The organism is Saccharothrix texasensis (assembly GCF_003752005.1).
Classification (GTDB): domain Bacteria; phylum Actinomycetota; class Actinomycetes; order Mycobacteriales; family Pseudonocardiaceae; genus Actinosynnema; species Actinosynnema texasense.
On record NZ_RJKM01000001.1, the window covers coordinates 1,316,146 to 1,338,261 of the forward strand.

Genomic DNA, 22,116 nt, shown 5'->3' on the forward strand with positions numbered 1-22,116 from the left:
CCCGCACGTCAGACCACCTCAGCGGTGACTTGGCCCGACCGCCAGTACCAGGCCCAGCCCATGGTCGATACCAGTTCCCACAGCGCGAGCCCGATCAGCACGGGCACGAGGGCCGACCAGGGCGCGCGGACCGCGATGGCGAGCAGCAGCATCAGGAACCCAGCGGCGAAGTACAGCTCACGGCCGCGGGGCGATGGCGGACGACGCCCGTCGAGCAGTCGGCGCAGGCTCATCGCACCCGCTACGACGGCGGCGACGGCCACCGAGGCACAGGCCACCATCACCGTGGACGCCGTACCACGGGTCACAGCCCACAGGGTGATCGCCCCGATCGACATCACGACCGCGAACAGACTCCAGCAGTACCGCCGGTAGGAGGGCGTCGTGACCAGCTCACCGTCCGCACCGATGTCGGCGCCCATGGCGACCGCGACGGTCCGGAAGCCGGTACGCCGGTCGGAGGCGAGATCCTTGAGGTTGCCGGCAACGCTGTTGAGCTGGAGCGACAGGGCGAGCAGCAGGGCGGTGGCCCACCAGACCACTGGTCCTGCCGAGCCGGACACCGCCCACGCGGTGACCGGGAGCGGCGCGGCCATCGCCACGGCGAACAGCACGTCCATCAGCAATGGGTGCCCGGTTGCCTTCTGGTAGACGTTGATCACTGCGCCGAGCACCAGCAGCAGGACGAACGCCACCTGGGCACCGACGGGCCACGCGTGCAGGGCAGTGATCGCCATCGCGGCCAGTGGCAGGCACAGCGACCACAACAGCGCCACGCGCTCCGACAGTGCGCCGGTTACCAGCGGGCTGCGCGACTTCGCCGGGTTCACCCGGTCCCGCGGCAGGTCGACCAGGTCGTTGAGCGCGAAGATGTACCCGTTCACCAGCACCCCGAGGAGCCACAGCACGGCGAGGTCGCCGAGCCGGGCTGGCATGTTGGCGAGCATCGGCCCCGCGGTGAAGATGAACCCCTCGAAGCCCGCGGTGTGCAGGCGCAGCAGGTTTGCCGTCGCCGCGACGCGGTCTCGGATCACCTCGTTCCCCGGACGCCGGCCCGGATGGCGAGCGACATCGCGACGCGGCCCAACCAGGCGACGAGAGGATGCGGGCGGAGAGCGGCGGCGACCTGCGCTCCGTTCACGGCCACGTCGAACTTGCCGGCGCTCAGCACTACGCTCGGCCGCTGCCTACCGGGTGGCAGTACGCGACCGGGCAGTACGCGGACACCCTGCACGCGCTCCAGTCGGGATCGGAAGAAGCGCCACGCCCACACGGGGTGCAGCACGAGCCGACCGCCCGGACAGGTCACGCGCAGGCACTCGGCGAGCGCCCGCCGGGGGCCGGTCACGTGCTGGAGGACGAAGTTCGCGTTGACGACGACGAAGGCCCCGTCACGGAACGGGAGGTGCTCGGCGGTGGCCGCGACAGCGTGGCTGGCGCGCTCCGGGGGGCGGACGGAGAACTGGGGGTCGACTGCCAGGGCGAGCACACCGGAGGACACGAGTTCGGCGCCCAGCGGCGAATCCCCGGCGCCCAGGTCGAGGAACGGGCCCTCCGCAGCTCCGAACCGTGCCTGCCAGGCGGAGAGGGTGAGCCGTCCGGTGCGCAGCACGGACCGCCAGCCCCGATCGGTGTCACGAGTGCGGGCCGTGCGGTGGAGCACGAGCACCTCTGTGGTCCGGTGGACCACGCGAAAGCCCCGGTGGAGGTACGCGGCGAGGAGCCGGTGTTGATCAGCGTCCACCCTGGCGGACACGTCCATCCCGGCCCGGTCGGCCAGCGCGAAGACGTAGCCGGAGATCGCGATGGTCGCCGGCGTGGCGGCGCGGCGGCGCGGGTCCTTGGCGAGGTTGACCAGCCGCCACCCTGCGGTGTGAGTCGGGCGCAGCACCCACGGAAGGTCATCGGGCCGCTTCCGCGCGGCTACCTCCCATGCCAGGTGCACCACCGAGTCCACGACCCGCCTGCCGGGGCTGCGGCGCCCGTGGTCGGCACCCACGCCGAGCACGGCGGCGTGCCCGTGCACGGTGAGATGGGGCGTGACGACGACCTTGACCAGATGCCTGAGGTACCGACCGCCATAGGCCGCGTGGATGACCCGCGCAGCGGCGGGCGCTTCCCGCGGGGTCACCCAGCGCGGTCGCGACACGGTCACCGTTGGCCGATCGGTGTGAGGAGGGCTGCCCGCTGGTCGACCGCCCGCTGCCGCCATACATCGGCCAACTGCGCCAGTACGCCGGCGTCGGCGGCACCGGCCTGAGCGAACGCGTCACCGAACGCCCACTCCGCCACGTTGAGGCATGCCCGCGCCGCGCCGCTGCCGACGAGCGCGGCCCGCAGGTCATCGGCGTCGGTCACGTCCACGTCCGGGTAGGCCAGCAGGGCGCTCGCCAACGGCCAGGTCGTGTTCCCGCTCGCGGCGTCCTCTGCGGCGTCTTGGAGGTCGTCCAGCAGTTGCAACCCCGTGCACAGTCGCAGCAGCGCACGAGCGGTCGGCTCGCCGCGCTCCGGCACGCTGGCCAGGTCCGCCACCACGTGTAGCGCCGTCATTCCGGGCGCCGCCTTGTCACCGAGGCCGATGACGTCCTCGACCGTGTACGGCCGTGAACCGTCGCGGTGCGCCAGGTCGCGGCCGATCGCCGCGGCGTAGTCCCGGTAGTAGCGGTCGTGCAGGGATCGGTAGCGGTCTCCCGAGTCGGGGGACAGCGCGGCGAGGCCGTCCAGGTAGACCAGCAGGCTCGTGTCGGCGATGACGCACATCGCGGCGGGAGCGTGCCCCTCGTCGATCACGAGGTCGTGGAAGGCGAAGTGGAGGTGCCCGATCGCGAGCAGGTCCCGCAGCCCTTCGATCTCCCGGTCACCCACTCCCCAGGCCCTGGCCTGGGCGGCGGGCAGGTGGAAGAAGCCGCTGTCGAGCCCGAACACTGCGGAGGGGAACCGGTCGACTTCGGCCGCCATCGCCGGAAGCTCCTCCGCCAGCACAGCGCGCGATCGACAGGCGACCTCGTCCCACGGCGAGCGCGCGGCTTCGGCTGTGAGAGCGCCGGGCAGAGGTGTCATCGGTGCCACCGTGGTTTTACGGATCAACTCACCAGGTGTCCTGGTCGCCGTTGGACTGGGGCAGCCTCTCCCGGAGGTCCTCCTTCGACGGCGGGTTCTGACGAACCTCGGCGAGGTTTCGAAATTCGTTCTCCACGGTTCGGGCCGCCGTGCTGGAGTTTTCGGTTACTGTCATCATGCGATCCTCTTCATTTCGATGAGTTGATATTCCTCCGAGCTTAAGCTCTTGGACCTGGGTGTCAAGGGGGTCGCCGGATCTGACTGAAAAGAGATCTGACGAGGACTGTTTCACTCGAATGGGCGCGTAACGCTGCGGTGCATCCCTCCGACATCTCCAAATCGTGAGCTTTGGTCGGCTTCAGCGGTTTTCGACCATGGGAGAAGGTCGACGCGGCTGGGAATCGTTGCCTCCGGTGTCCGTGTCAACTGCGGGTTCGCGCTGGGCAGCCATGATCTGCTTGTGCGAGGTGCCCGCTTCTGCGGAGACTTGTCGGCGGACACGTGTGTTGTCCGCAACAGGGCGTGTATGCCGACCCTCGCGGAGAAAAGTGACCGGCGAGCAGGAAATCCCGGCCCGCACTGCCTTGCCTCCACCCGCGTGCTGACAGTCGCAGTCCTTGGGTGGAGGCTCTACAACGATCAACCCTTCAGTCGTGACGGTGGCTCAGTCGCGACCGGTCCAGAACAAGTCTACGGGTGACGCGTCATCAACCTCGACATGTAGGGCGCACGGCCTGGACGATCACCGGAGTCGAACGCGAGAGGACCGCCGTGCGGCCACAAAAGGTGCGTCGAGATCGGAGGCGAAGGCATTCGTGCCCGTTGTCTTTTTGGAGTTCCTGATCAAGGAGTCGTGGTCGCTGGGGCCGGAATGACTGACGCCCCAGTCGAAAGCATGATCCGAGGGCTGGCCCGTGCGGATGCCGTATGGACTGTCATTAGTCGACGGCGGCGCCAGCGACCGTTGCCGCCACGGCCACAGCGGACCCTGCATCGACGACCGGCCGGCGACCCTCGACCTCCGCGAGAACCGCCTGATCGCCAGGATCGGCCGCGCCTTGCACCTGCCAGCCGCGGCGAGTCCAGGCATCGTCGCCGACCTGATCCGCGTGACCAGGCGGTGATCGTCTGCCACGCCGACCCGCTGCGATGTAACGGGTTGCGTCGACTGCTCGATGAACCGGCGTTCGGGCAGTGGAGGGTGATGTGGTGGGGGAGTCGGCCGAGGCGTGTGCCCGGGCGCTGGTGGTAGCGATGGGCGGTGAGGGCTGGTCGGCGGCGCGGGATCGGGTGACCGTGGTGATCGGCCTGGCGCGGCGCCTGGACGCGGACAGGGAGGTGCTGGATCGGGCGACGGAGGGTGAGCGCGAGCGTGTGAAGGCTGGGCACCTGGCCGCTTGGCGGGTGCGTCTGGCCGATCTGCTCGACGAGCGGCCCGAGTTGGACCACCCGCTGCGCGAAGCCCTCGCGATCCTGGACATTTCGACCCAGCATGGCACCGCGAGCGACAACTCTACCGTCGTCCAGGCCGGGCGGGACGTGTTCCACGACATCCGCGGTGAGCGCGACGTCTTCATAAACTCGCCGGGCAACACCGCCCGGACCGCCGTGGGCGCGGGGTTGGGCGGTCTTGTCGGGGGGAGTCGCCGGCGTGGGTGGCGGTGTGGCCGCGGCGGGTTTGAGCGGTTCGGGTGGCACTGCCGCGACCGGTGGCGCTCTGGTGTCGGCCAAGGTGTTGGCGGTGACCGCGGTGGTTGCCTCGCGCATGACCCGGCCGACCCGTTTGTGGTTGACCCGGTGTCCGCGGCGGCGCAGCGCGACGACGATCCGCGGTCGCTCGTAGGCGCCCCGGTGACCGGCGTGGACCTCGCCGATCTCGGCGGCCAGGCGCTCATTGTCGAGCGCAGCAGCAGATCCACGCTCCTGGTGCATCTGCCGCGGCTGGAGGGCTGGGGCGAGACGCCGCCCGTGAGGAACGGCCTGTCACTCGGCGGCTACGGCGCCGTCGCGATGAACGCCGCCCTGACGGTGTCGATGACGAAGCTGCCCGAGCAGCTCCGCAAGACCCTCACCTGGGACCGGGGGGAAGGAGCTGTCCGCGCACGCCCGGTTCGCTCTCGACACCGGCACGAGAGTGTTCTTCGCCGACCCCCACTCACCGTGGCAACGGCCGACGAACGAGAACACGAACGGGTTGCTGCGTCAGTACTTCCCCAAGGGCACCGACCTTTCGAGGTGGTCCGCCGAAGACCTCGAAGCCGTCGCCCTGGCCCTGAACAACCGGCCCCGCAAAGTCCTCGGCTGGAAGACCCCCGCCGAGGTATTCAACGAACAGCTACAGTTGCTCCAACAGCCCGGTGTTGCATCGACCGATTGAACTCGCCCAATACACCTCCGTACTGTTCCGTTCCGCGCTCGCCGGTCACGGCATCCGGCCGTCGGTAGGGCGGACCGGGTCGTGCTTCGACAACGCGGTCGCGGAATCGTTCTTTACCACCCTCAAGACCGAGATCGGCACCACCGTCTGGAACACCCGCGACGACGCCCGACGCGACGTCTTCGCCTACCTCGGCTACTACAACCACGACCGTCTACATTCGACACTCGGCTACCGCACCCTGCACGAAACCCGAGTCGGCTATCGTCAAGGCCTCGCCCTCGTGGCATGAAATCCGGTGTCCGGTCATCGGGGACAACCTCAAACACCTCCCGGCCGCGCGGCGATCTTCAGGCGGACACCGGCAAGCCGGTGTCCGCCTCCGAGGTTCATGCGTCGAGTTGTCCGGCGGACCTCCTGCTCCAGCACCGCCGCGCCGGATGCCGCTCGCGATCGAGCACCCGGACAGCACCGGTGGCCCGCTCGAACAGCAGCCGGCGCGGGGCAGTTCGTCCCGGACCGGAGTGCCCTTGCCGGTTTCCCGGCTCCTCGTGTTGGGTTGGTGCTGCGACCGTCTCGGCAGCTACGTGAGCGGTCACCCGGTACGCGGACCGCCCTCTCGCCTGAGGCGGTTCCCGTGGAAGGGCTGCCGCCGACACCGGGCCGCAGGCTCCAGGCACGGCGACCGGTGGTGCGCACGGCACCCCGGAGGTGGCGGATCGCGGGAGGGGCGGGAACGCGCTGTGAGAACCGATGCGCTCAGCGAGCGCCGCGTGTTGGTCCGAGGGTTGTCGACGTCGTACCTCGAAGAGGGTGCGGGGCCGGTGCTGCTCCTCGTGCACGGGAACCTCACGACGTTCAGGAGTTGGCGTCGGGTGATCGCGGAGTTCCGGAGCACCCATCGCGTCGTGGCGGTGTCCCTGCCGGGGTACGGCAGCACGAGCCCGCAAGCCGACGTGGAACTCGGCACCACGGTGGCCTTCCTCACCCATTTCCTCGACGCGCTGTCGATCGACGAGGCGGTCGTCGTCGGGCACTCCGCCGGCGGCCTCATCGCGGCGACGTTCGCGCTGCGCAATCCCGGGCGGGTTCGCCGGCTGGTGCTCGCGGACTCCGCCGGGCTGGGACGCGCGGTGAACCCCGCCGCCATCCTCACCTCCCTGGTGCCCACCCCGGTCGCGAACGCCGTGGTCTCCGCGATGCTCCTGCCCGGCGGCAGCATCCCGCTGGTGCTGCTGGACGTCCTCCAGCTCCGACGGCCGTGGCGGGTGTCGCCGCGGGAGTGGCTGGAGCAGGCTCGCGCGTTGCAGGCGCGGACGGTCCTGTCCACGTCCTTCAAGGCGGTGCGCACGTCCATCGGTCTGACCGGGCAACGCCGCGACTACGTCTTCGTCGACCGCCTCGGCGAGCTCCGGATGCCCACCCTGGTGATCTGGGGCGTGACCGACGACGTGTTCCCGGTCTGGCAGGCGGTGCGCGCGGTCCGGAAGCTGCCCCTGGGGCGGTTGGCCCTGCTCGTGGGCAGCGGTCACATCGGGTACCTCGACAGCCATGCCGAGTTCATCGACTTCCTCAGCCCTTTCGTCCGCGACGAGCTCGACCCGCTGCCCGCCACCGTCGACGGCGGGCTCACCGAAAGGGATGGTGACGGTGGAGAACCCCGCTGACCTCACGGAGAACTCCCCCGGCACAGTGGTGCGGGACGCGCGTTTCCGCGACCCGGCATGGACGTCGAACCGACAACTCCGCGCCCTGCGCGACACGTACCTGACGGCGACGCGGGCGGCGAACCGGGCGGTGGAGAACCTGCCCGCGTCCCCGAACGACGTGCGGACCGCGCGGTTCCTGCTCGACCTGGTCACCGACGCGCTGAGCCCGACCAACCTGCTGCCGACGAACCCCGCCGCCCTGCGGAAGGCGGTCCGAACCCGGGGCCGCAGCCTGGCCCGGGGTTTCACGCACCTGCTGACCGACCTCCGCCACAACGGCGGCCTCCCGTCGATGGTGGACCGGCAGGCCTTCACCGTCGGGCAGGACCTGGCGACGACCCCCGGCCGGGTCGTCTTCCGCAACCACCTCATGGAGCTGATCCAGTACGAACCCCGCACCGCGGCCGTCCACAGCGTCCCGCTCCTGTGCTCACCTCCGTGGGTCAACAAGTTCTACTTCGCCGACCTGACCCCGGAACGCAGCATGGTGCGGTGGGCCATCGACCACGGGCACACCGTGTTCATGATCAGCTACCGGAACCCGGACGCCTCCCTGCGGCACGTCGGCTACGACGAGTACCTCCTGGAGTCCCTGGTTCCCGCCCTCGAAGTCGTCCGGGACATCACCGACACCGACGAGGTGAACCTGCTCGGCGCCTGTCTCGGTGGCTTGATCGGGCTGATGCTCGCCGCCTGGCTCGACGACCGCTCCCTGCCGAGACTGCGGAGCGTCACCGCGTGCAACGCCCTCGTCGACTTCAGCGACATCGCGGAGGTCGCCCGGACGGGCGCCACCGGTCGTCTGCTGTGGGGACCCGCGCTGTGGCTCCTGGAGACCCTGACCTCGGCCCGGGGCTTCGCGAGCGGCAGTCACCTCGATGCGTTCTTCCGCCTGCTCCGGCCTGAAGAGCTGATCTGGTCGGCCATGAGGGATCGCTGGCTGATGGGTGAACCCCCTCCGACGTACGACGTCCTGTACTGGAGCCACGACTCGCTCAACGTCCCCCATCGGGCCCAGCAGTACCTGCTGCGTGACTTGTGCACGGAGAACGCCTTCGCCGCCGGCACCGCGGAACTCGCCGGGCGGCGGCTCCGCCTCGACCGGGTCACGCAGGACGTCTTCCTGGTCGCCGGACGGGAGGACCACCTCGTCCCCTGGGCCGCCGCCTACCGGACCGTGCGGCTGCTGCCCGGCGACGTGCGCTTCCACGTCGCCTCCGGCGGCCACATCGCGCTGGCCGCACCGGACTCCGGCGCGAGCTACTGGACCGGCGCGCGCGACGACCTCGCCGACGCCTCCGAGTGGCTGGCCCGCGCCACGGAGCACCACGACAGCTGGTGGCCGGCGTGGGTGGACTGGCTGACCGAACGCGCGGGACCACCACGCACCCCGCCACCGCTCGGCAGTGACCGCCACCCGCCGATGGAACCGGCGCCCGGGACGTACGTGCTCACCTGATCGACCGTCGGGTGCGCACATCCGCCCGGCAGGGCTCACGCCCGTCGCGCGAGGCAACCGGGGCCACCCGGCCGGCCGGGTGGCCCCATCCGCTCACCTGAAGTCGTCCACGACGTGGTCGAGGCAGCGCTCCACCACCGCCGCGATGGTCAGCACGGGGTTGACCGCGGCGGTGCTCCCCGGCATCAGGGCGGAGTCGAGGCAGTAGAGCCCGTCGTAGCCGTGCAACCGTCCGTACGCGTCGGTGGCCTTGGTCAGGACCGCACCACCGAGCGGGTGCAGGACGACGGGGTGGGCGGCGAGCGGGTCGTGCACGGTGGCGCCGCCGTCGACGTGCCGCGCCATTTGGTGGACGAGGTCCTTGGTGGCCCGGTGGGCGCTCTCGTCGCTGCCCCGGGCCCACTCCAGCTGTGGTCGGCCGGTGACCGAGCACCACGTCCACCGCCCGAACCGGTCGGGGAGGCCCATCCCGGGGACGAGGATCCACGACTTCCCGAGTCCCCCGCCCCCGCCGTGGGTCACCATCGCCGTGCCATCGCGGGAACGGGTGAGGAACGCGGGCGGTCCGCCGTGCGGGCCGCCCGGGGGCATCGCTTTGACCTTCACGGTGTACATCTGGTCGCCGTTCGTGCCCCACTGGGCGCCGACGAACTCGTTCAACCGGGGCAGGCCCCCGGTCGCCTTGGCGGTGACCAGCATCCGGGCCGTGTGCACGCCCCCCGCGGCCAGCACGAGGCGGTCGCAGGTGATCGCCACCTTCTCGAGCACCGCGCCGCCGGTGTCGAGGTGGTCGACCACGAGGTGGTAGCGGCCGTCGGCGAGTTGGCTGATGCCCGTGACCTCGTGCAGCGGCCGCACCTCCGTCCTGCCGGTCGCTTCCGCGCGCTCGAGGTAAGTGCGGTCCACGCTCAGCTTCGACCCGCTGTCGCACCCGGTGAGGAAGTACTGCCCGATGACCGCCGAGGGTCGTGCGGTGCCGTTCAGCTCGGCGCGGACGCGGTCGAAGTCGAAGGTGCTGAGCACTCGCTCCGGGGAGAGTCCCGCGTCGACCAGGGCATCGCGCCAGATCTCGGACGAGCGGTACTCGGATCGGGCGAGCAGGTCATCGGGGAACTCGGTGGCGCCCAGGCGGCTTCGGGCGCGCGGGTAGTAGGTCCGGTCGAACTCCTCGTAGTCGAGTTCGGCCGGGAAGGCCCGCCGGAACACCTCGGCCCGCGGTTGCGGCAGCATCCCGCCGTAGACGAGCGTGCCGCCGCCGACCCCCGCTCCGCACACGATGGTGAGGTTCCGGTGCGGCAGGACGTCCAGCAGACCGGTGGAGCGCGGGAGGAGCTTCTGGGCGGCCGCGTCGGTGACGGACCCGAGCCAGGGCACCCGGGAGAGCAAGGGCACCGGCGGTCGGCGGCCCACCCAGAGCAGCCGCGGGTCCGGTGAAGGCCACCGCGGGAAGGTGTTCTCCGCCGGGGTGATCGGCCACCGGCGGCCGCGCTCCAGCACCACGTTGTCCACACCCGCTTCGGCGAGCCGGAACGCGGTCACGCTGCCGCCCACCCCGGAGCCGATGATGACGACCCCGTGCCGTTCTTCGCGGTCCACGTGGTCGGGGCCCGCCGGTGTCGTCGCGCGTCGGTTGCTCACGTCGTGTCCTCCTTGTTCTGCCACGCTTGACTTGTCACGAGCGTCACCACCGCCACACCCCGTGCGTCCGCTCGACTTCCGGTCGGCGCTCGTGGTCGCCGGCGGTCAACGGGGGCGGCGGACCAGCTCGACGCCCAGCAGCTCGACCCGGCAGGCGCCGTCGGGGTCGAGCAGGATCACGTCGCAGCGGGCGACGTCCTCGCGGGTTCCGCCCGCCCGCACCACGCACCGCCCGGGGGCGGGCAGTGGGCCGAGGCGGTGCAGGCGGTAGGCGGCGACGGACATGGGGAGCATGCTCAAGTCCGGCACGTCGTGGGCCGACACGGCCTGGGCCCACAACAGCGCCGCTTGGAACGCGGCGTCGGTGGCCGCGGGGTCGGTGGGCCAGTCCACCCCGTCCCAGCCGCGCTCGCGCAGACCGGTGATGTCGGCCACCAGCCCCGCCGGGCCTTTCCACCGGGTCCGCTCCACGGTCCGGAAGGCCGGTCCGTGGAAGAACGACGGCCGGCGGTAGACCAATGGCTCGTCCACCGGCAGCAGCCCGGCGGGCTGGTCCGACGGCCCGGGAGCGCGCGGGTCGGCGAGCACGGCGCGGCAGAGCGTCCGACCCGACTCGCCGCGCAGCTCGACCCGCAGGCCCCGACCGGTCTCCTCACCGGCGAGGGTGAACCGCTCACCCGGGCCGTCGAACCGCGGCAGGGACGCGGTGCCGAGCACTCGTACGTCCTCCAGCGCCACCGTCCCGGTGCCGGGTCTCCAGGCGCGCACCGCGCGGACGAACCAGTCGAGGGTCACCACCAGGGGCACGACGGGCACGTCCAGCGGCACGTGGTCAGCCAGGTGCGGGTGGGTCCGACGGGACACCCGGACCTCCGCCCGCAACCGCGTGGCCGGGGCGCGGACATCCCCGGCGGCGAGGACGACCCTGCTGTCGGCGTGGACGGGGGTGGACAACTCGGCGACGAACGCCGCCGCACCGACCGCTGGGTCGATCAGGGGCACTCCCGCGTCCGTGAAGCGCCGCGCCCGCTCCCGGGTCACCATGCCACCGCGCCACGGGCCCCACGCCACCGAGCGGACGAGCCGGTCGGGGTGCTCGGCCCGCACGACGGAGGCGACGGTGTCGAGCGCGCAGTTGGCCATCGCGTAGTCGCACTGCCCCGCGTTGCCGAACACCCCGGACGTCGAGGAGAACAGGCACACCAGCGACAGCGGGTCGCCACGGGTGGCGTCGAGCAGGGTGCGCAGCCCTGCCAGCTTGGTGTCCAAGACCGCGTCCAGCCGCTCCTCGGTCTTGTCCTCGATCCGCCGGTCGTCGAGCACGCCCGCGGCGTGCACCAGCCCGGTGATCGGCCCCCAGCGGGCACGCACGTCGTGCAGCGCTTCGCGGAGGGCGTCGGGGTCGCGCACGTCGACGGCGAGATAGCGGACCGGGGAACCGGCTGCGGCCAGTTCGGCGAGGGTCCGGCGGACGTCCCGGGCAGCCAGGACGCGCCTCGCGCGGTCACCGATCCGGGCCGGTGTGCTCCCGCCGCGGGCGGCGAGGGCACGGACCAGGGCGACCTCGTCGACCGCGTCAGCCAGCCCCTCGGGTTCGTCCTCCAACGGCGTGCGCCCCAGCAGCACGAGTCGCGGCCGGTGGGCGGCGGCCAGGGCGCGCAGCGCCACGGCCGTGACGCCCCGGGCGCCCCCGCTGACCAGGAGCACCGCGCCGGGGCCGAGCCGGTCGCCGGGGTCGCTCCCGGCTTCGGCGGGCACGACGCGCAGCACGACACGCGTTCCGGTCGGCCCGAGCCCCACATCGGTGGTGGTGTCGCCGCCCAGCAACTCGCCGACCACGGCCTCGGCGACCTGTCGAGGTGTCCGGCCCCCCTGGTGGCAGTCCACCGCCTTCACCACCGCGGCAGGCCACTCGTGCGCCGCTGTCCTGGCCAGTGCCGCGATCCCGCCGAGCCAGGCACGTGGGCCGCACCTGCCGGACAGGCCGAAGTCGCCGCCGGTGTCCTGAACGGTGACGAACACCCCGCCGCGCTCGGTGAACGCCCCCGCCACCGACCGGGCGGCCCGGAACGCGCGGTGCAGCACCGCGTGCGCCTGCTCGGGCCGGTCGACAGCGGTGAGCCCGCCGAGGAACACCACCCCGCGTGCGGTCGGGGGTACTTCGCCCACCACCGCCGCGCGCACTCCGTGCCCGGCGAGCAGGTCGACCACCTCGGCCGCGACGCCGCTGCCTTCGTCGGTGACCACGAGCGGTCCGTCGGACAGGCCCGGCAACGCCAGACCACCGGCGGGTACAGCGCGGGCGCGAACGGCCAGTCGTCGCAGCCGGGGCGCGTGTTCACCGACGGTCGAGGAGCCCCCCTCGGGGGCCGGCGCTTTTCCCGCCTGCTCCACCTCCTCCCCGCCCGTTCCCGGGGCTCCTCCCCCGACGGCGTCGATCACGTCCCCCAGCGTGCGGAGCCGTCCCAGGTTCGCGCTGCCGCGTTCCACCGACGCGGGTAGCCGCTCGCGCAGGGCCGAGAAGATCTCGACTCGCTTGATCGAGTCGATCCCCAGGTCGCCCTCCAGCTGCATCCCCGGCTCCAGGACCTCTTCCGGGTAACCCGTCAGCAGCGCCACGGTCGAGACCACCAACCGGGTCACCTCGTCGGTCCGGGCGGCCGTGCCGTCCGGCTCGATCGGGCCGGGCGCGTGCTCCTCCGGTGGCTTCTCGACCGGCCGTTCCGGGGCAGGGACCGTGACGTGGTCGGCAGGCGGCGGCGGTGGCACCTCGGGCACGGATGCCGCAGGTTCGCCGGACGCCCTCAGGAACGCCAGGTGCGCCTCGGTCAGGACGCGCAGGTACTCCGCGTGCGCCTCGCTCACGTGCCGCTGCCCGTCGCGGTCCGCCTGCCGCACGCCGTCGTTCCCGGCAGGCGCGGGCGGCGGCAGCGTGCGGTCGTCCGCGGTGGGGTAGCGCCTGCCGTGGTTGCCGCCGTCGATCGGTACGGTCATCGTCGGCTTCCTCCTCTTGTCGTCGTTGTCGTCCGCCGCGGAGAGGGCGAACGGTTCCCAGAGCGCGTCGAACCGCAGGGCGACCCCGCGGACGGCGAGGCGTCCGAGCCCGTCCTGGAGCGCCGTGACCCCGTGGCGGTCCCGGTGGTCGAGGGGCACCGCCAGGTGGTCCCGCCCCGCCAGGACCCGCCCGACCAGCCCGGTGAGCACCGAGCCGGCACCCACCTCGACGAACGTGCGCGCACCGGCGGCGTACATGGCCTCCACCTGCTCGGCGAACCGGACCGGCGCGAGCAGGTGCTCGGCGACGCGCCGTCGGATGTCGCCCGGGTCGGACGGGTAGACCGCGGCGTCGGCGTTGCCGTAGACCGGGATGACGGGAGTCCCCACCGCGATGTTCGAGACGAACTCGCCGAACGGGACGGCGACCCCCGACATCAGCGGGCTGTGGAAGGCCGCCGACGCGTCCAACCTGCGGGTGACGACCCCTCGCTCCCCCAGCACGCGCTCCAACTCGGCACAAGCGGTCCGTTCCCCGGAGACCACCACCTGCCGCGGCGCGTTGTAGTTGGCCACGACCAGCGTCCGGCCCGCTCCCCGCTCGGCGATGGCGGACTCGACCTCCTCCGCGGTCGCCGAGATGGCGGTCATCGCCCCCGGCGCGCGCAAGGCGCTCTCGCTCATCAGCTCCCCTCGCCGACGGGCCAGGCCGACGAGGGTGTCGGCGTCGAACACACCGGCGTGGTGCAGCGCCACCAGTTCACCGAAGCTGTGCCCGGCCACCGCGTCCGCCCGCAGCCCCAGGCGTTCCAGCACGCCGAGCAGCGCGAGGCTGTGCACGGCCAAGGCTGGTTGTGCCCACTCGGTGGCGGTCAGCCGCTCGCGCTGCGCGGTCTCGTCCTGTTCGTCGAAAACGGGCGGCGGGAACACCACCCCGTGCAGCGGCTCCCCGCCCAACCGCAGTCCCGCCGCGCGGTCCCAGGCCTGTCGCGCACACGGCTCGTGCACCGCCAGGTCCGCTCCCATCGCGAGGTACTGCGAACCCTGACCGGGGAACAGGAACGCCACGCCGCCGGTACCCGTGCGGCCCAGGCCGTAGTGCGCGCCGCCCGGCAGGCTGAACGGGCGGTGCGGGTCGCGGTCCACGGCATCGGCGACCCGGAGCAGCTCGGCGGCGGTGTCGCCGCCGGCGGCCGTGACCACGGCGAGCCGGGCGGTGTGCCCGGCGTCGAAGTCCCGCTGGCTGTCACGGGCCCGGCGCGGCAGGTCCCCCTCCCCGGCGGCCGCCCACGACCGGGCCGCCTCGCGCACCCGCGTGGTCAGGTCCCGGGGGTCGTCGGCGCTGAACAGCAGCAGCTCGGTGGGCGCGGCGCGGTGCACGCCGGGCGCGGCGCCGCCGTTCGCCGGCACGTACTCCTCGATGGTGACGTGGAAGTTCGATCCGCCGAACCCGAAGCTGGACACCGCGGCACGGCGCGGCGTGCCCTCGGCCCGCACCCACGGCCGTACCCGGGTGTTGAGGTAGAACGGGCTGGAGGGCAGGTCCAGCTCGGCATTGGGTCGGTCGACCTTGATCGTGGGCGGGAGCACCTTGTGGTGCAGGGCGAGGATCGCCTTGAGGAGGCCGGCGGCCCCGGCGGTGCACTTGGTGTGACCGATCTGGGACTTGACCGAGCCCAGTGCGCACCACTGCCGGCCGGTTCCCGCGACATCGCCGAACACCTCCCGGAGCGCGGTGAACTCGGCTCGATCCCCGGCTTTGGTGCCGGTGCCGTGCGCCTCGACCAGTCCGACACTCCCGGGGCCGTAGCCCGCTTCGGCGTAGGCGCGGCGCAGCGCGCGGACCTGCCCCTCGGGCACCGGGGTGTAGATCGCGGTGCCGCGCCCGTCCGAGGAGGTGCCCACGCCTCGGATCACCGCGTAGATCCGGTCGCCGTCGCGCTCGGCGTCGGTCAACCGCTTGAGCGCCAGCAGGACGGCTCCCTCGCCGAGCATCGTGCCGTCGGCGGCCGCGGAGAACGGTCGGCAGTCACCGCTCGGCGACAAGGCCGGTGTCTTGCTGAAGCACAGGAACATCTCGATGCCGTTCTGGGTGTCCACGCCGCCCGCCAGGGCCAGGTCGGCGCGGCCCAGCGCGAGTTCGGCCAGCGCGACCGACACCGCCGACAGCGAGCTGGCGCACGCCGCGTCGGTGGTGTGGTTGGTGCCGTGCAGGTCGAAGCGGTTGGCGATCCGACCTGCCACCACGTTGGCCAGCAGACCCGGGAAGGTCGCCTCCTGCCAGGGCACGTAGTGGTCGGTGATCCGCTCGCAGACGCGGCGCGCCACGTCCTCCGGCACACCGTTGTCCCGCAACGCCTTGAGCCACACCGGGCGCTCCAACCGGTGGGACATCTGCGGCAGCAGCGGGAGCGTGGACGAACCGACCACGACGCTGGTCCGCTCGCGCACGTCCGCCGACAGCGGTGGTCCGACGTCCCGCAGCGCCTGGTCGGCCACGAGCAGGCCGAGCAACTGCGCGCTGTCGGTGGCCGGGAGCTGGTTCGGCGGAACGGCGTAGGCGACCGGGTCGAAGTCCACCGGGGACAGGAAGGCGCCCCTCTTGGCGTAGGTCTTGTCCGGTGCGGAGGGATCCGGGTCGTAGTGGTCGTCGGGGAGCCACCGGTCCGGGGGCACGTCGGTGAGCTGGTCACGTCCCTCGACCAGGCACCGCCAGAAGCGGTCCACACCGGCCGCTCCGGGCAGCAGGGCGCCGAGCCCCACCACGGCGATCGGCACCTGCGACCCGGTCCGTTGCTCGGTCATGGGTCTACTCCGTTCGGTTCGGTTGTCCGGTCAGGCCAGTCGGCGGGGTCGGAACACCGACGCGTCCGGGGGCAGGGCCAGACCGCAGACGCGCAACTGCTGCACCCGTGTCACCACCGCCGCGCCCTCCAGGAGGTTGCGGGCGATCTGCACGACCGAGCGGTCGGCCGGGTCGTCGAGGAAGCTGCCCGCCGCCCACCGGTTGAACGCACCCATCGCCGGCCCGCACCAGATCTGGTAGTCGGTCCGCCGCGCGTGCTCGCCGGTGATCGCCCAGCGGCTGGACTGCCCCAGGTACCAGCGGAACACCAGCGCCATGCGGTGCCGCGAGTCCCGCTCGGCCCGCTCCACCTGCCCCGGATCGCGATCCAGCCAGAACCGGCGCGTCTGCTGCCAGACCTCCTCGACGGTGGTCCGGAACACCTCCCGTTCGAGCTTGTCGCGCAGCGGGACGGGCAGCGACTCCAGCGAGGGGTGCTCGTCGTAGGCCCGTCCGAGCAGCCGCGCCCGGCTCGCGAACAACGAGCCGCGCCGCAGGACCTGGAGGCTGACCCCCAGTTCGAACATGTCGGCGGACGGCGCCATGGCGGTGTCGGCGATGTCGGCGCGGGCCAGCAGCTCCTTGCCCTCGGCGGAGAGCCCGGACTCGACCGCGCACTGGTTGACCGAGCCGGTCACCACGTACGCCGCGCCGGCGGCGAAGGCCGCGGCCAGCGCCTCGGGCGTGCCGAGTCCTCCGGCCGCGCCGATCCGCACCGCGGACCGGTAGCGGTGCTCGCGCACGGCGGCGTCGCGCACGGCGGCGACCACCGGCAGCAGCGCCGTCATCGGTCGGTTGTCGGTGTGCCCGCCGCTGTCCGCCTCGACCGTGACGTCGTCGGCGACCGGCACGTGGGCGGCCAGTTCCGCCTCCTCCTCGGTCACCTGCCCGCGGTCGACCAGCGCGCGCACGAGGTCGCGCGGCGCGGGGGCCAGGAACCGGGCGGCCACCTCCGGCCGCGACAGCTTCGCCACCACCCGCCGGGCGCGGACCACCTCCCCGGTCCGGTCGCGGCGCAGTCCGGCCACCGCGCACCGGACGACCGCGGGTGTCAGGTCCAGGTACGCCGACGCCGAGACGCAGGGGACCCCGCCTGCCACGAGCAGCCGCGCGGTCTCTTCCTCCGCCACGGGCTCGGCGGGTGAGTGGATCAGGTTCACCGCCCAGTTGGCACGGCCGGCCAGCCGCGCGGACAGCTCGTCCACGGCGGCGGCCACCGCACGCGTGGGCAGACCCGCGGCTCCGAAGACGCCGAGCATGCCCGCCTCGGCCATCGCCACCACCATGTCCGTGGTGGCGATGCCGTTGGCCATCTCGCCCGCCACGTAGGCGAAACGGGTGCCGTGCGCGGCGCGGAAAGCACTGTCCCCCAGAAATTCCGGGTACAGGGGTGGAAGGATCCCGACGACCGGGTACCCGTCCGCCCGCCCGGTCTCCAACCGCCCGCCGATCGCCAGGCCGGTGCCCGACTCCGGGCCCCCGTCGAGGACGACCAGCTCTTCCCGGGCGCGCTGGGTCAGCGAGGCCAGACCGGCCTGGTCGAACACGGGCGGGTCGTCCCCCGGCAGCCACCGGACGGTCCGCGCCGCTCCCGAAGGGCCGGCCCGCTGCTGTGCCGATCGGGTCGTCAGGGGGTGGACGCTCATCAGGACCTGCCTCTCGGTGGTGCGGGTTCGGTGGGCGGTTCGGTGCGGCAACGGCCCCGGTTCCACAGTCGTCGACGTCGTGTTCCATACGAGCAACGGAGCAGTGGCGCGACAACCGTTTCGGCGGAACGGTTGATGAACGCGATGAACCGTCCCGCCCGCGGCGCGGCAAAGTCCGACGTGGACTCGGCGCTGGTGCTCACGGTGACCGACGCGGTCCGCCTTCGCCGGGTGGACCGATCGGCCGGGACCGGGGTGCCCGGGACCTGCGCACCATGGCACGCGGCGGCCCGTCGGCGCGGAGTGCTCGCTGAAGACACCAGCCACGACCCCGGGGCGACGAATGGGTCGCACGGCAGGATCGGTGCGGACAGCGACGAAGACCCCGCGCACCGGGAGTGCGAACGGAACCCGGACGTCGCCCGTGCCCTGCTCGACCGGCTCGACGACCGGCTCGACGACCGGCCTGTCGGCGCATGGCAGCGGCACGAGTCTGCCGGTGCAGTGGGCGCGCTCGCACGGGTGCGCCCGGCGGGTGAGAGGACGTGGCGGCTGAGCGCCACCGGGCGGAACGCACAACTCGCCGATCCCGACGGCTTCACCGAGGACGTCGCCGGACCGGTGTCCTGTTCGGGCGGCGCGCGGATGCAGGAGGGCATGTGCCCCTGCTCCAGGTCGCCCGCGCGTGCAACGCGATCCGAGGGCTCGTCGGCGACGGCTTCCCTTCGTCAGCGTCCTGACCGGTCCCGGCCACGGCGTCTTTCGCCGCCCTGGGCGATGTGGTCCTCGCCGAGGCCGCGAGTCGGTCGGTCCCGGGTCCGCCGGTCCGCCGGTGATCGCCCAAGCGCTGGGCGAGCGGCTGCTCACGGACCGCCCCTGCCGGCGAAGTGGTCGTCTCGGACGCGGATCGGGCGGAGTGCCCGCGCAGGCCGACCGGGCGCCGGCGGAGTTCCGGCGCCCGGGTGCGACCACCGACGTCGACGCCCACCGCCGGCTACTGGCGGACTCCGCGTTCCGGTCCGGCGGCTACGGCTTGGACCTCGGTGTGACGTCTTCGGAGATCACCGGGGCCTGACCGCTCCGGCACCGCTCGGGCCCCGCAACCGGCGGCACTCGTCGAGGTCCACCAAGCGTTCGCACAGCGCGGTGAACGCCGCCTCCGTCCTGCTGCCGGCGTTGAGCTTGCTCAGGACCGCGTGCACGTAGTTCTTCGCGGTCTTGTCGGAGATGCCGAGCGACTGCGCGATCTGCCGGTTGGACAGGCCGGCGGCCAAGCGCGTGAGCACCCGGTGCTCCTGCCCGGTCAACCACGGGCGGTCGGGCCGGCCACGACCGGCCGGTCCCGTCGCCCGCAGCGGGGCCGGGGTGCCCGCACCGGCCAGCAGCGGTGCCGCGATCGTCAGCGATTCCGCGGCTTCCTGGGCACAGCGGAGGGCGTGCTCCACCAGACGCGTGGCGTCGTCCCCACCGTCCCCGTCGGGGAACTCCGCCGGCAGCGGAAAAACGCTCACACCGGTCGTGGTCACCGTGTCCTCCTCGTCGTGCCGAATGTGTCGGGAGGCGTGCCGCACCGCAGGACTGTCCGCGCAATGTGAAACCTCCACCACCGGCTGTGCCCACTTCGACGTCGAAAGCGGACGTCACCGGACACCGCTGACCGGCGACCCGCACTGCTGCGCCGCGATCGACCCAGCCCGCGATTCACGCTACGCGACGCGGCCTCACCCTCCCCCGACGTGCGGGCAGGCATTGTTGAGCGTGTTGAAGGAAAACTCGGAGAAGCGGACAGGAACCCCGCGCGGTAACGGCGACCGGGGCGAGCCGGTCACATGTGGCGAATCAGCTTGATGACCGCTCTGGTCCGATCACCGACACCCAACTTGTGGAAGATCGACTGCAAGTGGTTCTTCACCGTCCGCTCGGAGATCCCCAGCCTGCGGGCGATCCGGCGGTTGGAAAACCCCTCCACGAGCAGCCGCGCGACACTGTCCTCCCTCGCGGTGAACTTCCAGCGGACGACGTAGTCGTCTTCGCCCGCCGCATCGGGACGAATCGTGTACCACTTGTCGGACAGCTGACCCAACAGCTCCTGCACGAGATCCTGATGGGCGCGCGCGAGTTGGATCAACTGCTCCATGGTGAGGTCACCACCGGCGACCTCTTCGGGGTTCACCGGGCCCACGCGCAACCCCTCCCACCCTTCACGACCTACCCCACTGCCGCTCTAGGCAACAAAGTAGTGAACCGGCGCGCAGGACAATAGCTCCGTTCAGGGGGCCCGATCGTTTGTCGGCCGCAGCGGGCGGAATCCGCACACATCCGTCCCGGAATGGCGGAACAAGAATCACGCTGCCGTCCGGCAGGGAGACGCGCCGCTGTCCGGCGGTACCGGCGCCCGAACCCGTGCGTCTCCGGTTCGGCGACCACCCGACGACCACGGTCGGGCGTGCACGTCCAACCGGCCTTGGCCGCTTTCGTGCTATCGGATGCGCCTGTTTGGCGGGGCGTGCGCGACTTGGGCCGATGAGCGCATTCGCTCCACCCGAAAATCGTAAAGCCGGTAGACCGGCATCGCGTTGCGCACGTCGCCCACTCCGACGGTTCGCGCCGCACCGGAGTCCTCGCAACCCACGGCCACGAACGACCGTGCCGCGGTGGACGGTGCGAACCCAGGTCCTGGACAAGAGCGGTCCCGTCGCGGGAAAGCGCACGGCATCCTGGTCGATCACGCCGTTGACCTCACCGGGATCACCCAACAGGACCAGCCCCAACGTTCGATTGCAGTACTCCCGGCTCGCCACTTGACTGAGTGCGAAGTTCGAGCATGCCGAGCCACGTGCCGCTCTGCCACCTCGACCACCTCGCCAACGCGGGGCGCCCACCGCTCGGCACCACGTCTTCGGCCAGGAGCATCGTGACACCGCGGAACCACACGCCCAACGATCTGCTCCGCGCCCTGCTGCGAGAAGCGCGCTGGACCAACCACAGCTTCTCCCTGGCGGTGAACCGCGTGGCCGCGGAAGCCGGCACCGCGCTGCGCTACGACCGCACCAGCGTTTCGCACTGGCTGTCCGGTACCCGCCCGCGGCCGCCGGTCCCGGCCTTCGCCGCCGAGGCGCTGTCCCGCAGGCTCTGCTGCTCCGTCTCGGCGGCGGACACGGGCCTGGGCGACCTCGCTGCCGAAGAAGTCGCCCACCTGCCCGAACCTGGTTCCGGGTTGGCGGCGCTGCACCGCTTGACCGAATCGGACCTGGACCCGAAGCGACGCGCCGGCCTGCGCGACCAGCCGTTCCGGGCCGACTGGTTGGTGGTGCCGCCGCGGCAAGACCACCCGGACGGGCCTCGCTCCCTCCACGACGGCATCCCCGAGCCCGGGCTCGGCACCGCGCTGGCCGCGATGACCTCGGTCTCCAGGACCGCCGACCAGGCGCTCGGCGGTGGGCATGCCCGCCTGGCGCTCGTCACCTACCTGTCCGGCGACGTCCTGGGCCGGCTGCGCTCGGCCCCCACCGCACGCGTCAGCGGCCGACTGGTCAGCCAGGTGGCGGCGCTGACCTACCTGATCGGCTTCAAATCTTTCGACGACCTCCGCCAGTACCTGGCCCAGCACTACTACCGGGTGGCGCTGCTGCTGGCCGGTGAGGTGGACGACGAGGAGTGCCAAGCCATGACGCTGCGGGGCATGAGCGCGCAGGCGTGCTTCCTCGGGCACCACCGCCAGGCCGCCCTGCTGGCCGACGCCGCGGTCGACCACGCAGGGACCTCCACGTCGCCCGGCACGCACGCGGTGCTCCTCGGGCAGGCGGCCGTGGCACACGCCGCGCTTCTCGACCGTCGAGCGGCCCTCGCGCGGTTGACCCGAGCCGAAAAGCACCTCGCGAAGGCAGACGACGCACCGCGGTCCACCGCGTCCACGGACGAGGCCGACCTGGGGCACCTCACCGGTCAGGCCCTGGCGTTCCTGCGCGACCACCGGCAGGCCGAGATCGCGCTGCGCGCATCGCTGCGCCGCCGACCCGAGGGCGAGCGCCGCTCGCGCCTCCTCACCACGCACCAACTGGCCGAGTTGCAGTTGCGCCGCGGCAACCTCGAACAAGCCTGCACGACCTGGCAGTGGTTCTTGGACGAGTGCACCTGGGTCCGTTCCGGACGCGTGCGCTCGGCCCTGCGCTCGTTCGCCACCAACCTCCGACCCCATCGCGACAACGCCTTGGTCGACCGAGTACTGCGACGAGGGGAAGAGCTGGCCCACCACCCTGCGACGCCACCCGTCGAACGTTGAGGGTCGCCGGACCGCGCAAGACGCGCCGGCACCGCGGTGATCCGGTGATCAGTCCGGGTCCGACACCGACCGTGCCCTGGCCGTCGCAGTCGGCCGGCGCCACGCG

The 22,116-nt window shown here is 72.1% G+C and carries 14 protein-coding genes and 1 pseudogene; 6 read left to right on the forward strand and 9 right to left on the reverse strand.

The genetic code is table 11. The features are described from left to right. Positions 1–8 precede the first annotated feature (8 nt). The 4 genes from EDD40_RS04920 to EDD40_RS44750 all read right to left on the reverse strand — a co-directional run bounded on the left by EDD40_RS04920 (position 9) and on the right by EDD40_RS44750 (position 4,992). Positions 9–1,034: a UbiA family prenyltransferase gene (locus EDD40_RS04920; RefSeq protein ID WP_123741832.1), complete on the reverse strand. Its 1,026-nt coding sequence runs from the start codon at positions 1,032–1,034 to the stop codon at positions 9–11. Beyond that, positions 1,031–2,149 carry a class I SAM-dependent methyltransferase gene (locus tag EDD40_RS04925; protein WP_211348086.1) on the reverse strand — a complete coding sequence of 373 codons (1,119 nt, stop codon included), beginning with the start codon at positions 2,147–2,149 and terminating at the stop codon, positions 1,031–1,033. Before EDD40_RS04925 ends, EDD40_RS04920 begins: the two co-directional genes overlap by 4 nt. Before the next feature lie 2 nt (positions 2,150–2,151). Further along, complete coding sequence (locus EDD40_RS04930; protein ID WP_148088687.1) at positions 2,152–2,958, reverse strand: hypothetical protein; 807 nt, start codon at positions 2,956–2,958, stop codon at positions 2,152–2,154. A gap of 945 nt (positions 2,959–3,903) precedes the next feature. Continuing rightward, entirely contained in the window at positions 3,904–4,992 is a 1,089-nt protein-coding gene (locus tag EDD40_RS44750) for an IS3 family transposase (protein ID WP_123747768.1), read from the reverse strand. On the opposite strand from EDD40_RS44750, the pseudogene EDD40_RS04940 reads away from it, so the two are divergent. The 4 genes and pseudogenes from EDD40_RS04940 to EDD40_RS04955 form a co-directional block, all read left to right on the forward strand. Continuing rightward, positions 4,954–5,437: pseudogene (locus EDD40_RS04940) on the forward strand (IS30 family transposase); the annotation flags it as partial. The gene EDD40_RS44750 and the pseudogene EDD40_RS04940 sit on opposite strands and share 39 nt — an antisense overlap. After that, positions 5,418–5,729: an integrase core domain-containing protein gene (locus tag EDD40_RS04945; RefSeq protein WP_123741834.1), complete on the forward strand. Its 312-nt coding sequence runs from the start codon at positions 5,418–5,420 to the stop codon at positions 5,727–5,729. The pseudogene EDD40_RS04940 and the gene EDD40_RS04945, both read left to right, overlap by 20 nt. Before the next feature lie 481 nt (positions 5,730–6,210). Continuing rightward, on the forward strand, positions 6,211–7,104 hold the full coding sequence (locus EDD40_RS04950) for an alpha/beta fold hydrolase (RefSeq protein WP_170184946.1): 894 nt from the start codon (positions 6,211–6,213) through the stop codon (positions 7,102–7,104). Beyond that, on the forward strand, positions 7,088–8,605 hold the full coding sequence (locus EDD40_RS04955) for a PHA/PHB synthase family protein (RefSeq protein ID WP_170184947.1): 1,518 nt from the start codon (positions 7,088–7,090) through the stop codon (positions 8,603–8,605). The genes EDD40_RS04950 and EDD40_RS04955 overlap by 17 nt, the downstream gene beginning before the upstream one ends. 93 nt (positions 8,606–8,698) lie before the next feature. Here the strand turns inward: EDD40_RS04955 and EDD40_RS04960 are convergent, their stop codons facing one another. The 3 genes from EDD40_RS04960 to EDD40_RS04970 all read right to left on the reverse strand — a co-directional run bounded on the left by EDD40_RS04960 (position 8,699) and on the right by EDD40_RS04970 (position 17,728). Beyond that, entirely contained in the window at positions 8,699–10,243 is a 1,545-nt protein-coding gene (locus EDD40_RS04960; protein WP_170184948.1) for a GMC oxidoreductase, read from the reverse strand. Between the two features lie 105 nt (positions 10,244–10,348). Then, entirely contained in the window at positions 10,349–16,042 is a 5,694-nt protein-coding gene (locus EDD40_RS04965) for a type I polyketide synthase (RefSeq protein WP_123741837.1), read from the reverse strand. 30 nt (positions 16,043–16,072) lie between these two features. Further along, positions 16,073–17,728: a PfaD family polyunsaturated fatty acid/polyketide biosynthesis protein gene (locus EDD40_RS04970; RefSeq protein ID WP_123747770.1), complete on the reverse strand. Its 1,656-nt coding sequence runs from the start codon at positions 17,726–17,728 to the stop codon at positions 16,073–16,075. A 916-nt stretch (positions 17,729–18,644) separates the two neighbouring features. On the opposite strand from EDD40_RS04970, the gene EDD40_RS41415 reads away from it, so the two are divergent. Next, positions 18,645–18,803 carry a hypothetical protein gene (locus tag EDD40_RS41415; protein WP_170184949.1) on the forward strand — a complete coding sequence of 53 codons (159 nt, stop codon included), beginning with the start codon at positions 18,645–18,647 and terminating at the stop codon, positions 18,801–18,803. On the opposite strand, the gene EDD40_RS04975 is transcribed toward EDD40_RS41415, so the two are convergent. Together EDD40_RS04975 and EDD40_RS04980 are read right to left on the reverse strand one after the other, a co-directional pair. Continuing rightward, positions 18,790–19,254: a helix-turn-helix domain-containing protein gene (locus EDD40_RS04975; protein WP_170184950.1), complete on the reverse strand. Its 465-nt coding sequence runs from the start codon at positions 19,252–19,254 to the stop codon at positions 18,790–18,792. The two genes, EDD40_RS41415 and EDD40_RS04975, sit on opposite strands and share 14 nt — an antisense overlap. 299 nt (positions 19,255–19,553) lie before the next feature. Continuing rightward, positions 19,554–19,910, reverse strand: a complete 357-nt coding sequence (locus EDD40_RS04980) for a response regulator transcription factor (RefSeq protein WP_246037414.1) — start codon at positions 19,908–19,910, stop codon at positions 19,554–19,556. A 732-nt stretch (positions 19,911–20,642) separates the two neighbouring features. On the opposite strand from EDD40_RS04980, the gene EDD40_RS04985 reads away from it, so the two are divergent. Further along, positions 20,643–22,010, forward strand: coding sequence for an NsdA family TPR-like regulatory protein (locus tag EDD40_RS04985; RefSeq protein ID WP_148088688.1), 1,368 nt, complete (start codon positions 20,643–20,645; stop codon positions 22,008–22,010). The last annotated feature ends 106 nt before the right edge of the window (positions 22,011–22,116 follow it).